The 16,979-nt window shown below is 29.7% G+C and carries 4 protein-coding genes; 1 reads left to right on the plus strand and 3 read right to left on the minus strand.

What is annotated here, in order from left to right; genetic code table 4:
- The 3 genes from AC0B4K_RS03610 to metK form a co-directional block, all read right to left on the minus strand.
- Nucleotides 1-12,900, minus strand: a complete 12,900-nt coding sequence (locus AC0B4K_RS03610) for a hypothetical protein (RefSeq protein ID WP_465103838.1) — start codon at nt 12,898-12,900, stop codon at nt 1-3.
- 138 nt (nt 12,901-13,038) lie between these two features.
- Nucleotides 13,039-14,496 (minus strand): hypothetical protein, encoded by a 1,458-nt coding sequence (locus tag AC0B4K_RS03615; RefSeq protein ID WP_465103839.1) that lies wholly within the window; start codon nt 14,494-14,496, stop codon nt 13,039-13,041.
- Between the two features lie 213 nt (nt 14,497-14,709).
- A complete protein-coding gene (gene metK / locus AC0B4K_RS03620) occupies nt 14,710-15,852 on the minus strand; it encodes a methionine adenosyltransferase (protein WP_465103840.1) in 1,143 nt (380 codons plus the stop codon).
- Between the two features lie 265 nt (nt 15,853-16,117).
- Here metK and AC0B4K_RS03625 point away from each other — a divergent pair, with 265 nt between their 5' ends.
- Nucleotides 16,118-16,963, plus strand: coding sequence for a Cof-type HAD-IIB family hydrolase (locus tag AC0B4K_RS03625; RefSeq protein ID WP_465103841.1), 846 nt, complete (start codon nt 16,118-16,120; stop codon nt 16,961-16,963).
- The last annotated feature ends 16 nt before the right edge of the window (nt 16,964-16,979 follow it).

The following is a 16,979-nucleotide window of genomic DNA, read 5'->3' on the forward strand; positions in this document are numbered from 1 at the left end:
TTAAGGGGTGGCAGAGGAAGCTCCACTTGTTCCGCTAGTTTGTGCACCATTAGTAGTTGGTTGGCTAGTTGTGCTTCCTGAAGCTTGGGTATTAGATTTTGGTGGTGTAGAATTATTAACAATAGTTCCATCAATTGTGCCTTTTGCAGTTTGTGCAATATGCTCAATTAATTTATCAAATCTTTCTTTAGTTAATAATTTTATAAATTCATCTAATAACTCAACTGATTTAATATTAGAGTTCATTATTTCTTGGTAAATACTATTATACATAAAGTTATTATTTACTAGTCCAGAAACTTGATTAAGGTTTAAATCAAAACCATATTTTTCTTTAGCCAATTTAATAACTTCTTGGTAGTATTTAGCTTTTTTATCTGAACCATCAGCTGCATTATTATCTAATGAATTAATCTTAGTTTTTAAGGTTGTTTCAAAGTTAGCAACTTGGGTTACATATTCTTTGAATTTTTCTTTTGCTTCTGTGATCTTAGTGTTCAATGCTTCTTGGCTATTAACTTCCATTAATTTTTCGGTAATATATTGATTTTTAATTACAAAGAATTCATTAATTAAGGTATTTAAGTTAACATCAGTATATTGACCTTTATTACTAATCGTAGTATTTAAATTCATATGGGTTGCTGTTAGTTTTGGAGTTGTATCATTTGTTTTACTAATTTCAAAGAATTTAGCTTTAGTATCTTCTGGAATAGCAGCTCACCATGCTTTAAAGCTTGATTCATATCTTTCTTTAAGTAATTTAAATTTCGGTTCAACTAATAGTTTTTCTAATTCATCAATTTCAGCTTTAAAACGGCGTAAAGCACCATTTTTATCATAAATACTATTAGCAAATAAGTTATAAGCCCCTAGTTCAGTACTTGCATTATTTGTATTAGTATTTGAATATTTAGATGCACTAGTTACATCAGCTGCTTTGATATGCTTCGTACTTTGGGTTGTATTAGCATCAGGATCAGTAGTTGTATCATTAAAAGTTGTATGAGTTGTTTGATCAGCACGAGTATATGCATCATCAGATACTAAATTAAGAAAGTGTTTTGAAACCACTTGTTTAATAGCTGGATCATATATATTAATCACAAATGAAGCATGGGTGATATTGCCACCAGCTTGAGCTTTTTTCAATGCTAAAGTATGAATATCATAGTATACATAAGGTTCATTAAAGTTATTTGTAGTTGATGAGTTTTGTTGTTGAGTTCCACTATTATTATTTTGAATATCTAATTTATTAAATTCTAATTTAATTTTCTTCAAGATTTCCTTAGGATCAGTTTGTGCTAAATCATTGCCACTAACTTTATATGTTTTATAGAACTGGGCAATTGAATTATGAGTATTTAAATTAGTATAAGTTGTTTGGGTTGATGCACTACCAGTATTAGCTTGGTTTTCATTAAATGAACTATATTCATTTAATGGGTGAGTATTGCTACTTTCTTGTGTTGTTGCTTTATTTGTTACTAATAAAGAATTAAGTAAATAATCTTTATGTGCTGCACTTAATGGTTCACCAACAATTTGGGTTTTGTAAATTTCTTGATCATTATATTTAACAGTAAAGTTATAGTCTTTAGTTAATATATTTTCTTTATGAGTATCAATCGAACTTCACTCCATCCATTCTTTAACTTTTTGGTGGTTTTCATCCACTGAGTAAAGTTTGATACCTGAAAAACCTGTTAGCCGTGGTTTGCCATCGGATTTATATTGAGATCCTTTTCACGTTAGTTTGATATATTTTGCTTTCACCGGCCTGAAAGATATTGGGAGCAGGAATATTGATCCGTTAGGATGGTCGCGGTACGCACCGCTGCCTTGACGGATAGTCATTTGCTGGTTGGTTTTGAAATTCGCAACAACATGGTCCGCTCTTTGCGATTTATTTACTTGAAACCAGTCCCACGGGTGCCTGTTGTTATAATCGTCTACTGCCCGCCAGGTTTTCCCGTCGTCACTGTAATATATATTGTATTCTTGGGGTATGCTTGTCGCATCTTCCATTCATCTTCTATTGTAGTTATGCGCTCGAACTTTCATTTCAATTTTGCCCCACGTTTTTGTTTGACCATCGCTTGCTTTAAAGGTTATAAAGTTGTATTTTTTGTTTTGTTCTTCGATTGTTTTTTCGAATGATTCCCAGTTATCCCACCTTGATTCTTCAAGATCATCGTTGTCAAATAGCTTTGTGAAGTTTTCCGCCTGGTAGCTTGTGCTTAACGAATTTTCTGTCGTTATATCAACTTTAGTATACACAATGGTATTCTGCGTATTTGCAGCATTATTGCTCGTCGCATTTTGGGTAGACAGGTTCAATTGTTTTCCAACAATTGAGAGATTATCATCAACGATTTGTCCACTTGAATCTTTGATACGGTAGTATCAAAGTCCTTCTTTAACTGGCGATGCTAATGTATTAAATTTGTCATTCTCATCATTTTGGTTAGTGGTATTATCTTCTTTAAACTTCCATGTATCTGGTTTATCTGGTGTTTGAGTTCATTCATATCAACCACCTACTGGTGGAGCAGGTAAAAGTTGTGAGAAGAACCGGTTAGTTCCTAAAGTTGCATAGTATCTACGACGCGTTAAAGTTGGTAAATTCTCTGTTTCGATAACACCACTATTAGTAAATTCACTGGCTTGTTTACCAAATTCTTTTGGTTTCATGGTTTTATCGTACTCATCAATTTTTTTCTTAGACTCGTCTATTTCAGCAGTTAACTGCACGCTTGATCAATATTTAACGTTAGCATTATTATCTCTAACACGTTTATCATACTCAGTTTTATGAGATTCATGAGCCTTTACCATTTTTTTAACTTCTTCATCAACTAAAGTATCATTAGTTAAATTAGCAATGATTGGATAATGACTTTCAACATAAGTATTTAATTCATTACGTTTTTGAGTAACACTAGCAATTTCAGTATTTAACTTTTGTTTTTCAGCTAAAAGCTTAGTTTCATTTGATAAAGCTTCTTTATTTACTTCACTGCCACTAGCTACATTATTAACATAAGCATTTTTTCAAGTAGTAGCTACTTCATTATCATTATGCATTTGGGTATTAGCAATATTATTAATTTCATTATATATTGCTAATAATTTATTGTATTCAGTTTCTAAATTATTGGCTCTTGTTTCTAATTCATTAGCTGTATTTGCCACGTTTAAATTAGCAATTGGGTTAGCTACAAATACTTCATTAGTATTATGTAATTTATTGCTAAATTCTTGGTGTTTAGTTTGAGCAGCATTAATACGGTTAGTATATTCGCTAACACTAGTAATTCTTGCTTGAATTTTAGCAACAGTATTTAAATCTTCTCTTGTTACCCTTGCTGAATTAAAGTCAGCTATTAAAGCTTTATTTTCATTTAACAATGTATCGTTAGTAAAAGTAGTTAAAACATTGTTTTTTAAAGCATTGTCAAGTTTAGTTACTTCGGCTTCTAAAGTAGCACGATGCTCTTTATAGAATTTAACAATACCAGTTAAACCTTTCGTATCATCACCAATATTAGCTAAATTTCATTGGGTATCTTCTTTACTTCTAGCATAAATAGCTGAATCATTATCAAATGGGAAGGTATAGCCACCATTTGGTATCTTAGGTAAGATAGTATTAAATTCTAAAATTAAGGCATCCAAATTACTACGTTCAGTAGTAATTTGGGTAATAAGTGCATCAAGCTTTGCAATACTATTAAGACTTTCTTCATTTAAATCATTAAGTTTAGGTTCTAAACCTTTACGGGTATCATTTTCTAAACCTAATTTTGAAGTTAAATCTAAACGAAGTTGATCTTTTTTAGCATTTCAATCCCTGATAAATGTTTCAAGCTCAGTTTCAATAGCTTGAATGTGGTCTAAGGTTTTGGTTTGGTTTAAATCTTCTAATTTTGCTTTAAGGGCGTTTAGTGCATCATTGTTATTTGGAACTTGATTAAACTTATCTAAAACCTCTTGTTTTCTGACATTAAATTGATCAAGAATTTGATCAATTTCTCGTTCTAATTCTTCTAATTTTAGAATACTTTGAGTTTTTTCATGTTGCTTGTTATTTAAAATATCTAAGTAAGTTTGTTTTTGAGTGTCATCTAAAATATTATCAACTTTAGTTTTAATTTGATTAATCTTGTTATCTAATAAATTACGTTTGTCTTGTGCTCTTTGAATTAATTCATTAATTTTAGCTTCTGTTGCTGTTTCAGTTAAATCATTGAAATTAGCTGTATCTGGGAAATAAGGACTAAAATCATTGTATGTTTCTGAATTTTGAGCAAAGTTTGCTTCAACATAAGTTTTTAATTCTGTTGCTTTATTTTTTAGTTTTTCTTGCTCTTGTTTAACTTCATCAATTAAAGCTTGAATTTTTGCTTCTGAATTTTTGGCTGGATCTTTGAAAGCGAGATTTTGAATTTCTTGGAAGCGTGGGTTAAGTTTATGAACCTTAGCTAACTCTTGAGTTAATTCATTATTCTTTGTATAAAGTTTTTGTAATTCTGCTTCAATTTCTTGGATCTTAGCATCAATTTTATCTGTTGAATTTAATTCATCTGAATGGCTTGTCATTAATGCATTAATTTGGTCAATTAAAGCATGTCCTTCAGGTAAGTCATTTAATTTATTTGAAAGTTGTGCTAATTTTTGATCATGAGCGTTTTTAGCAACTAATAAAGTGTCGTAGATTTGACGAATTTTAGTTGTTGAATTAACACTTTCTGCACTTTTATCTTTAATTGCGTCTAGAGCAGTTGTTTTAGCTTCAGTTGCATAAGGTCATGAATTAGCAAGATCACTAACTTTAGCAAATTCGGCATCTAAAGCTGCTTGCTCTGCTAAAGCTTCTTGAGTTTTAGTTTCAAAGAAGGTTTTGTCTAAAGTTTTTTCTTGGATACTTGGGCTAAGACTATTTCTTACTGTATTATTAGTTGGTAATTTTTCAACTGTAGTTTTGAAAGTTTCAATTGCTTGGTTTAAATCAGTATATTTATCTTTAAGTAATTGTAAATTAGTATCAGATTTAATATTATCAAATGTTAATTCTTTTTCTACTTCATCTTTTAAAGCATTAACATGACTAACAGTAGGTAAGAAAGTATTTTTTAATTGTTCTACCCTTGTTTTTGTTGCTTCTAAAGTAGCAGTGTAAGCTTTAATTGCATTTCCACCTGCTGGATAAATATCATTATCCCTTTGGTTTTTAAAACCGCTTTTAGCTGCTGTTGGTAAAGCAGCAATTAAATCATCAATTTTTTTCTTTTCTTCAGCTAATAATTTCTTAGATTCTTCAGCTTGTTTCTTAATTTCTTCAATATTTCTGGTAGCATAAATTGCTTGAGTTAATTTATCTTTATCAACATCTCAAAGTTTATTGATTTCTACTAAGGCTTCAGCGCGAGCAGTTTTAACCTTATTATCAACTACTTGCTCTTTAACACGTTTTTTAATCTCATTAATTTTAGCAACGCTAGTTGCTAATGCAAGCTCTTGCTCAAATTGAGTTCTTTCATTAGCTGGTAATTTATTAATTTCTAATTCAACTTGTTCTCTAGCTTGTTGTTTAATCTTAGTTTCTAAAGTATTTAACTTAGTTCAATCTTCAGCCGCGGCTGTTAATTCACTTTGTAAACTTGACTTATCTTGTAATTCTAAATCTTGTAATTCTTTTTCAACTAAGGCTTTTTTATCAGTTAAGATTTTTGTTGCATCTGCTAGAACTTCATTATGAATTGATTCAAGTTCTGAATTTTGTGCTTTTTGTAATAAAGTTTGATATTCAGGAGCATTAGCAATTTTATTAAGTGCATTAGTTGATTTTTCTTTATAAGCTTTTTTAAGCTCTTCAAGTTCTTTGATCACAGCATTGTAATCTGTATCAGAAGATGTATCACTTACTTTAGCTACTAATTCATTATATTTAGCTTGAGAAGTTCCATCTTTATCAATTGAATTTTCTAATAAAGAACGAGCATTAGCTTGTAAATTAACTAAATAATTTTGTGCATCTTGTTTGAGATTTTCTAAATTATTAAGTTCTGGTAATGAATCATACTTAATAGTAGTTTTTGTATTAGTAAATTCTTGCGATTTAGTATTATCTTGCACTCTACCAAGCAACGCGTTAATTTCTTGTTTTAAAGCAGCAGCTTGAGCTTCATAATTAGTTACCGCATCAGCAATTTCAACTTTTAAACGCGCTAAATTAGCAACTTTGGTATCTAAAGCATTTGGATCGTCATTTGGTCCAAAAGTATTTTGTAATTGAGTATTAAATTGGTTTTTAAGACTTTCAGGAAGTTTATTAATTTCTTCAAGTAAGGTTTTTTGCTCACTTGAAGCTTGTTTTGATTTTAATGCAAATTCTAAATCTGAAATAGTCGCAGCTTCTGCATTAATTTTTGTATCAAAGCCACTTGTATCAAAAGCATCTTGAGCAGTTAATTTATTATAAGCATCTAAGACTTGAGTTTTATGATTATCGAATGCTTGGGTATATTCAGCAATTAAAGCATCGGCCTCTTGCTCAGTTAAATTAGCATTAAATTTAGCAGCAAAGTTATTATAATCTGGATGACCAGCAAGTTTAGCTAATGCTGCATTAGCTTTAGTTTGTTTCTCAGATAATGTTTGTTTCATTTCGGCAAGGATTGCATCTACTTGTTCTTTAGTTGTTGCAGATGCAATTCGTGCTTTAAATTCATGAACATTGTTCATATTATTTGCAAAATCATTAGCTTCTTGTTTTTTAGCCGCTAATTCATTTGCTTCTTGGTTTTTATGTTCATCAATTCTTGTTTCTAATTCGTTTAAGGTATTTAAATCAGTAGCTTGATCAATAGCAGATGTAAATTCTGCTTTTTTAGTTTGATCTTCAATATTTGCACTTTTATTTCGAAGAGCTGTTTTTTGTTTTTCTACTAAAATCTTTCCTTCAACTTCTAATAATTTAGCAAATGTATCTGCCGTTTCTGCTTTTAATGATTCAGTTAAAGTTGCTCTTTGAGCTTCGGTAAGTAATGGATCATTTAATGAATAAAGTAAGGCTTGACGTTTTTCAGTATACTTGGTTTTCGCTTGATTTAAAACATTTTGTATCTCAACATAAGATGTTTTATTATCAATTAATTGAAGCAAGGTATCTTTTTCAGGGTGACCTTCAAGAACTTTAGTTACTTCTTGTTTTGCTGTTTGTTTATGTGCTGCTAATTTAGTATCAATTTCACTATCTAAAGCTGCAAAATCTTCAAATTTTTGAACAGCATTAATACGAGATTCTAAATCTGTAATTTCTTGTGGACTTAAAGAGTCTTTTTTAGTTAATAAACGTTGTTTTTCAGCTTCAAAAGCATTTTTATCAGCTTCTAAATCTTGTTCAAGACGCTGTTTTAATTCAAGTAATTGATCAACTAAATTATTTGATCAATTAGCAACTGGGTTAGTACTTGAAACTAATGCATCAAGTTGGGCTTGGTAATTTTGTTTTTTAGAATCACCATCTTTTTTAAAGCCATCTAACTTACTTACTAAATCAGCTTTCATAGCTTGTAAAGCTTGTGAATAATTATCAATTAATTCTGTTGCTGTATTTGAATCAAAAGTTTTTTGATCATTTGCTTCTTTTTGAGTACTCACATCAACAAAGGCTTTAGCAAGTTGCTGAGCAATTTGATTTTTTGTCTCAGTAAATGCATTTTGAATCTCTTGTTCAAGTTGGGCATATTCAGCTTCAGTAAGTGATCCTTTGTTTTGCTCTAAATTATCTTTAATTTGGTTATAAGTTCTACTTAAAGGATTTGAATTAGCAACAACACCTGAAGGTTGTTCTAGTTTTTTAAGTTTTTCTAAAGCATCTTTATTTTTTTGATCTAAGTATTGTTCAAGTTCTTGTTTTAATGTTTCAAGTTCTTGTTTTTGGTTTGATTGAATTTTATTTTGATACTCAGCATATTTTGCATTATCAGGACTAATTCAATCTAAGATTTGTTGAGCTGCTATTCTCGCTGCTTCTAATTCACCTTTATCTTTTTTAATTTGCTCATTAATCTTTGTTTCGAGTGCTTTAACTGAATCTCCGCGGCTTGTTAAAGCACTAATTTCTTGAGCCAAGCTTTCTTTTGCCGCTTGATCTAAAACATTTTCTAGTAATGCACTAAGAGATTCTTTATCTTGTTCTAATTTAACTTGCTCTTTAAGGTTGTTTAAATCTTTAATAGTGTTTTGGTTTGCTAAAGCAGTTTCAAACTCAGCTTTTTTAGCTGGGTCTTTGATTTTAGCTATTTCGTTATTTACATTATCTTTTACACCATCAAATGCAGCATTGGCTTGAGCAATAATTTCATCAAGTTTACTTTCTTGTTTTTGTTCACCCATTGCTTGTTGCATTGAATTTTTAAGTGTTTCATCACCTTCAAGGCGATTAATTGCAGCTTGAGTGCTAGCACGTTTTTGATCAATATATTCATTAATACGAGCTCGTAATGGTGCTAAGTCATTTTTATCACGGATGTTATTTAATTGTTCTTGTAATTGAGCCTTTAACTCATTATTAACATTAATATTAGCAAGTAAATCATTAACAGGTGTTTTATCTTTTTCTAATTCTTTATTATAAGTTTCTTTAGTTGCTATTTCTTGTGTAGTTCTTTCTAAATCTTCTAATGAACTAGAATTATTGATTTTATCAATAAAACCTTGAATTTGGTCTTGGTATGTGGCATTTGCACGTACTTTAGCAATTTGGATTTCTTTTGCTTCTTGTAAGGTTATTGCTGGAGTTAATGCTGTGACTTGTGTTAAAGAACTTGCATTGTCTAAACGTGCCTGTAAAGCAGCTTTTTGCACAGGATCATCTAAAGCATCAATACGGGCTTGTAAACTGGCTTTAACATCAGCTAATTCTTGGCGAGCTTGATTAATAAAGTTGTTTAATTCAGCTTCACTAGAAATATTTGATAATGTTGCTAATTTATTTTCATATGATGCTTGTAATGGTGAACCAGCAATGATTTTGAAAGCATCTTGTGCTGTTTTATATAAATTATTTAACTTAGTCTTATTTGCTTGATCTAAAGCTTTAATTGCGGCAAAATCACTTGCTTGATTAATTAATTCTCTTAAAGCTGATTTGTCATCTAGTTTTTGGGCAAAATCAATAGCATCAGTTTTAGCAGCATTTAAGGCAGCTACTAACTCAGCTTCAATTGCATTAAATTCACTAATACTACTTGCATTATTAGCTTTAGCTAATAATTGGTGTTTTAAATTATCTACTTCTTGTGTATTTAAAATGCTATTAATTGATTCAATTAAGTTATCTTTAGCTCTTGCTAAAATATTATTAACTTGAGCAATTTTGTCTTCTAATTCTGCTTGAGTTTCTAAAGTTTTTTGTTCTTCTAAAAATTGTGCTTGTTGCTCAGGGGCAAGCTTAGCAATTGCATCAGATAAATCATTATTTAAATTATCTAAAACATCTTGACCTTGCTTGGTTATATCAGCTAAGGCTACAAAAGTTGAAGCATTATTTAGCGCATTTTCCAATTCTTCGCGAAGCGGGTTATCAATTCTTAATTTAGCCAAAGTTGCAAGACCCTCACGACGTGAATCTTGAATTCTTGATTCTTGTAATGCTAAATAATTATTAACATTAGCCAATAAATTATCAATTGAACCAATTGAATGAGGATTTGCTAATTCTTGTTCATATAATTTAATAATTGCTGGGTCTTGGATATTTGCTAATTTGTCTTGAATTGTAGCCTTAGTTTGGGCAACGTAGCTAGTTTCTTGAGCTAGTTTTTCTTTAACTTCAGCTAATAATTGGTCAACAGCTTCTTTATCTTGAGCAGTTGAAAGTTTTTTAAGATATTCATTAACTAAAACTTGATCATTAATTTTTTCTAGTTCTTGTGCTGTTTCTTTTTTAACTTCTTGCAATTGTGATGATTTTTCAATATTTGCTTCAATAGCAGCAACATCGTTAAGACTCTTAATATCTTGTGCTAATAATGCTAAACCTTTTTTATTAGGGTTATCATAATCTAAGTCATAAATTTTCTTTAATAAATCATTTTTAGCATTAGTTACTTCTTGTTCTAACTGTGCTAATTTATCTTGCACTTCACCAGGATTTAATGCTTCTAAATCAAGGTTCTTAGATTCGTGTCCATCTGGAAGATTATTAACTAATTCTGCTAGTTTTGCTTTGTTTTGTGCTAATTTTTCTTTAGCATTAGCAATATTATTTTTAGTATTAGTTAAGTTATTAACTAATGAAGGATTTAAATAATCACTAATGAAATCAAAGTTTTGGGCACCAGATTGTTCACCTAAATCACTTATTAAATCATTAGCACCCCCTAATAATTCTAATAAATCACCTTTTAAAGCTGTATTTTCAGCAAATGCATCGTTTAATTTTGGAGCTAAACTTGCATAAATTGCCTCTAATTCTTCTTTAGTTGTATTTGGATCAAGTAATTTATTATTAATTTCTTCAAGGTTATCAAAAATTGTAGAAGCATTAGCTCCAGCTTGGCGAATTACACTTGCAATTTGATTACGAAGTGGTGTTTTATTTTGTAATTCATCTAATAAATTATCAATTGTTACATCATTAACTGGATCAGTAGTTAAAGTCAGTTTTTTCTCATTTGATAATTTAAAACCAAGGTCTTTAGCAATTGCAGCAAGTGCTTCTTTTTTCTTGTCTTCCGGAATTGAAGAATCAGATTTAATTTTAGTTAAAGCACCAAGAAGAATATCCCTGGTTTCCGTTGGAGATTTTTTATCTTTTTGTGCATTATATGAATCTAATACTTCTTTTAGCTGAGTAATATTAGCTAAATTAGCGGCAAGATTTTCATTATCTTCAATATTTCTATTTAAGTTATTAAACTCAGCAATTGCTAAGAATTTTTCAGTATCAGTGCCTTCTAAATCAGCTAATAATTTTGCTTTTTCTTTATACTCAGGAATTTTAAGAGCACCATCTGTTAATTGAGCAAATTTTGCTTTATTAACTTCAGTTTGTAATTCTTTAAGTTTTGCTTGAGATTGTGCTAGTTTTTCTTCATATGGTAAAGTTGTATTTTTACTTAATGCTTGAATTTCTTGTTTTAATTTTGTGATTGCAGCATTTTCTTTAACATTCGCTAATTGATTTTGTAGTTTAGAATCAATAATAGAATTTAGAGCATCTTTTTTTAGTTCTTCAAGTTTTGCTAATACTTCTGATTCCGATGAATTAAGTGGTAAAGTTGCATCAAAATTATCAATTCACTTTGCTTTAAATTCAGGGTTATTTAATAAAGCATCATTGGCTTTAGCATACTTTAAAACTGCATCACGTTCTTGACGTAAAACATCATTAATTGAATCTAAAGCTCGTTTGTAAGCATCAACATTATCTTGATCAATAACGTCTTTTAAAATGCTATTTTTTAATTTAGAATTATTTGCTAATTTAGCTACTGCTTTGTCAAATTCTTTTTTAGAATCATCATAAATTTTATACGCTTCATCTTGAAGTTTTTTAACATCCTCAACTGAAGTTAAATCATTTAATTTTGCTTTTAGTTTTGTTTTTAATGGTTCATTAATTAAGTCTAAAACTCCATTTGTATTATCTTTAGCTCTTTGTAATCTAACTTGGTTAATAACTTCCTTACGTAAGTTATTTAAATCAGTATTTGAAGATGCGTTTTCGAGATCTGATAATAATTTTGCTTTAGTTTGTTCATCAAAGGTTGAACTGTTAATAATTTTCTCAATTTCATCTTTTTTGAATTTAGCTAAAGCACCTTCTCCAGAATTAGCTTCTAATAATTTCTCATATTCATCTTTTAAGTCTTGTGCTTTTTTAATAAAATCATCAGCATTTGTATTTGCTTTAAGCTGTGCAAGTTTGTCTCTTAAAGTTGGATCCTTAATTTCATTATCTAAAAAATCAAGTTGTTTAATAAATGATTCTTTTACGTCAACATAATCAATTTGAACTTGTTCTTGCACTTGAGCAAAAATAGTTGGTAATTCATTTAAATTAGCATTTCTAATTTTTTCTAATAATTTATGACGTTGAATTGGATTTTCAATTTGATCTGCAAGTAATAAAGCTTCATTATATTTTTCTAGTGAACCTTTTAATGATTCTTTTTCTTTGATAGTTTTAGCTTTATTGAATTCATCTAAATACTTAGCTTTGTTTTCAGGAGATAGTTTATCAACCACACTTGAATTAAAAGCATCAAGTGTGGTTCTTTGGTTTGCTTCTTTTTCTAAAGTTTCATTAATTAATGCACTTGCTTTGACAAATGATTCTTCAGTTGCAGTTGGATTTTTAGAAGAATCAAATAAATCTTTAAAAGATGCACGAACTTTATCTTTATCTTCAATATCTTTTGCCTTAGCAATATTATTTTTATTTGCTTTAATTAAATCACGATTTTTTATATTTCTCGCAAACTCTTCTTCACTACCTAAAGCAGGGAAATATTCTCTTTCAATTCCAGAAGCTGCCGAAGCATCCTCAAGCACTTCTTGGGTTGTCACATAAGCATATTGATTTAAATTAGCATTGATCTTTTGTAATTCTTGAATAGTTTTCTTGCTTAGAACTCCACTAAAGTTGATATTTTCAATATCAACTGAAGCACCTAAAATGAGTTTATCTTCATCAGATAATAATTCTAACTTACTTTGAATTAACTTTTTCAAGTTGTCAAATGTAGTAACATTTTCTTTATGTTTAGTCACTGTTGTATAGCCCAAAACTCCGGTGATACCAGCTGCTGTTGTTAAAAAAGCGGCACCACCAATAATAATGGCTTTTTTCTTGTTGTTTTTCTTTTTAGTCTCTTGACTCATGTTTATCCTTTCTATTGCATATATATATATATATATATATATAAAGTGTAAAAAATATGCTTTAAAAATTATACAACTTTGTATAAAAAAGTTAAGAAAATCACCTAAAAATGTATTTTAGGTGATTTGTAGCTTATTTTATTCATTAACTGTTGTTGTTTCAACTTCTGCAAAATTCGGTGCTACTTGGCCGTTAGTGTATTGGTAAGCAGGTCAATCATACTTGTAAATGGTATATTCAAAAGCCTTACGTAAACGAGCATCAGCATTAAATTTCCAGTTAACATTTGAAATAAATTCATTAGTTCGAATCGTAATAGTGGTATTTTGAGAAGTTTTATAATTAGTTAAATCAAGATTACGGTCATTTGGACTAACCGAACCAACTACTGGGTGTTCTCTTGAGGCAACACCGTCTGTTTCTGATTTAAATAACGTTATTTTTCATTTTTGGTTTCTACCACCAGATTTGAATAATCCTGAGTTATTGTATATATCAGCCATCTTAGTTGCAAAAGTTGTAACTTCTTCTGTGCTGGCATGATGTTTTAAATAACCAAGATAATTAATCATATCTTGTTTTTCTCATCCATCAATATACATACGAATATCTGAATTTGCACCATTACCTGTGGTTATTAATGCTTTGGTATTTATAATAACTTTGAGTTTTTTAACTTCTTCAGGCTGAGTTACAGTGTCACCATTAGAACCATTATTTTGCTGTGGATCTTCTGGTTGGGCACCAGTAGTGTTATTTTGATTTTTTTCTAGTTCTGCAACCTTAGCTGCTTTTTCGTCTAAATTGCGTTTTTCAGTTGTTAATCTTGGTTTAACAGAATCAACTAAAAGTTCATAATTACTTAAAGCGGCATTAATTAGATCTTTATCACTTGTAGTGATATTAATTAATTCTTTGTTCAAGATTGTTGCATGTTTTGATTTAAAATTATCAATTGCTTGATTACGTATTTTTTCATCACTTTCAGCTTGTTCAAGTTCTTGAAGACGTTTTATTTTGTCATCTAGATTTCGTTTTTCGTTACTTAACTTAGCTTTAGTGGTAGTTTCTAATAAACTATAATCGCTTAAAGCATTGTTGATATCTTGCTTATCACTAGTGGTAATATCAAAAACCGACTTACCAAGAATAAGATTATGTTTTTGTTTAAAGTTCTTTTCGGCATTATCCTCGCTTGTGCCAGGATTATCTGTTTTCACTGGAGGAGTATTTTGATTATTAGCATTATTTTCTAAAGCTGTGATCTTAACTAATAACCTTGCCAAAAGATTTTTCTCAGCAAGCAACTTATCTTTAGATTGCTCACTGAGTTCATCGTATTTAACTAGTGCAACATTTACTTTAAATTTGTCTTCTAAAGTAATGTTATCTTCTGTTTTAGATAATACTTCTTGATGGTCCTTTCGATATTTTGTTTCCACATTTTCAACTTGTGAACGTCTTGGAGTTGCGCTAACTGCAATAATGGTAGTTAAAATAGAAATACCTAATGCACTTGCTCCACCAATAAGGATTAATTGTTTCTTAGTTAATTTTAACAATTTATCCTTCATGTTCTGGATTGAGTTTTTCATGTTTGTGTTATATAAAATTCCTTTCAATTAAATATTATTTGTCACGGTTTAATTATAGCATATATATATATATATATATAAAATATTAAATTAACCCCAAAACGTATTATATAGGCACAAAAGAAATAATTTTAATTTTTTTATATTAAAAAATATTTAAAAAAGAAATAAAACTATCAAATAAATAGATAAAAAGATAAAGAATTAACATCTTTATCTTTTTAATAATTTTTCTTTTAATTCCAAAATCTCAGTTACTTTATTCAATCTTTCTCATGGTAGATCTAAATCATCACGCCCAAAATGTCCAAAGTAGGCTGTTTTAGCATAAATTGGTTTTTGTAATTCTAAAGTATCAATAATTGCTTTAGGTCTTAAATCAAATAATTGGTGCACAATTTGATAAATAATGTCTTTTGAAACTATTTCAGTTTCAAAAGTTTCTATCAAAATTGAAACTGGTTTTGCGATTCCAATTGCATAAGAGATTTGGATTTCAAGTTTACTAGCTAAATTTGCTGCAACTAAGTTTTTAGCTACTCACCTTGCAGCATATGCACCAGAGCGATCAACTTTAGTAGCATCTTTGCCACTAAAAGCTCCGCCACCATGCCTAGATGCGCCGCCATAAGTATCGACAATAATCTTACGACCCGTTAATCCAGTATCGCCAATTGGTCCACCAACTACAAATTTACCTGTAGGATTAATTAAAGTATGTTTTGGAGTATCCAAATCATACTTTGCTAAAACTGGTTTAATAATCTTTTCTTTAATATAGTTTTTAAATTCACTTTCAACATATTTTTCACTATGTTGAATACTCATTAAAACTGTATCAACTAAGGTTTGCTTTGGATCAGTGTAATCCAAAGTAACTTGTGATTTCATATCAGCTTTAGCTCATTTAAAATCCTGGCTAACCCTTAAAGTTTCAGCTTTTTTGACCAATTCATGGGCTAATGTAATAGCTAAAGGCATATAACTCTTAGTTTCATTAGTGGCATAACCAAACATAATCCCCTGGTCACCTGCTCCTATTTCGTTATTATCCAAAATAACTCCTTGAGAAATATCTGGACTTTGACGGCGTATATCGGTAATAATACTGGTATGACTGGTAAAATAATTTAATGATTTTAAGATATTAATAATTATTTCAACAACATAAATATCAGCCTTTGATTGAACCTCTCCAGCTACAAAAATAATATTGCCACTTGCTAGTGTTTCAATAGCAACTTTTGAATCAGGGTCTAATTTTAGATACTCATCTAAAATTGCATCTGAGATTTGGTCACATAATTTATCAGGGTGCCCACGCCCCACTGATTCACTAGTAAATAAATTTTTCATAAATAAAAACCTCGCATTCTTTCTATGTGAGGTATAAAGACATTTACAGTATGTTAAGTTGATCCAACTCCTGGCTATCCACCTTACACTTTGTGCAGGTTGGCGATGGTTAAAGCTGCCTAGCTACCATCTTCTTTATACCTTGTTTTGTTTATTATATTACAAAATATAAAAATATCAAAGCTATTTAATATTTTTTATAATGCAAATTATTTTAGTTATTTGCAACCAAATAAAATATATATGGTTTATAATAATAATTAATATGAGAAACACAGCAATTTTTAGTGATGTTGATGGAACAATTTATCCATTTCCATCAAAAATCTTACCTGAAAAAAATAAATTAAAAGTTAATGAAATAGTTCAAAAAGGTGTTAATTTTGTAATTAGCACAGGAAATGGGCCATACCCAAAAATTAAAAAACTTGCAAAAACCTTGGGGGCTAGATATATATCTTTTTCAAATGGTGCATTTTTATATGATAATTTAAACCATGAAATTTTAAATATTGAATATATTGATCATAATGAGGCTCAAAAAATATGATCTTTAGCTAAAGAATTTAACTTACCGTTGTATTATTTTGGGACAGAAAGATTTTTCTTAAAAGATGCAACTAAAGAGCAAAAACAATTCTTTACAGATTTTTGTGAATATGAAGCATGGATTGAAGATGGTTTAATTCCTGATGATTTGCATAAAATTGAAATTTATGGTGATCCTAAATTATTAAAAGCATTTTATGATAAAGCATTAGAGCAAAAAATTAACCTTAACATTGTTTTATTAACAAGACATATTGAAATAACTAAATTAGGTATTTCAAAAGGTTCAGGCCTTAAATGATTTTGTGAAAAGATTTTTAATTTAGATGTTAGCGATGCAATGGCAATTGGGGATAGTCAAAATGATATTTCAATGTTCCAAATGGTTGGATATTCATATGCAATGGAAAATACAGATCCCGAAACTATGCAATATGCTAAATATTATACATCAAGCGTAGAACAAGCCGGACTTTCTGAAGCAATTGACGATTATTTATACCGTATTGATTGAGATTTAAAAAGAGAAATCTCACAACAAGGACCCAAACATTCTAAATAGTCAACATGTTGACTAT

It is taken from the genome of Mycoplasma sp. 11548, assembly GCF_055523555.1.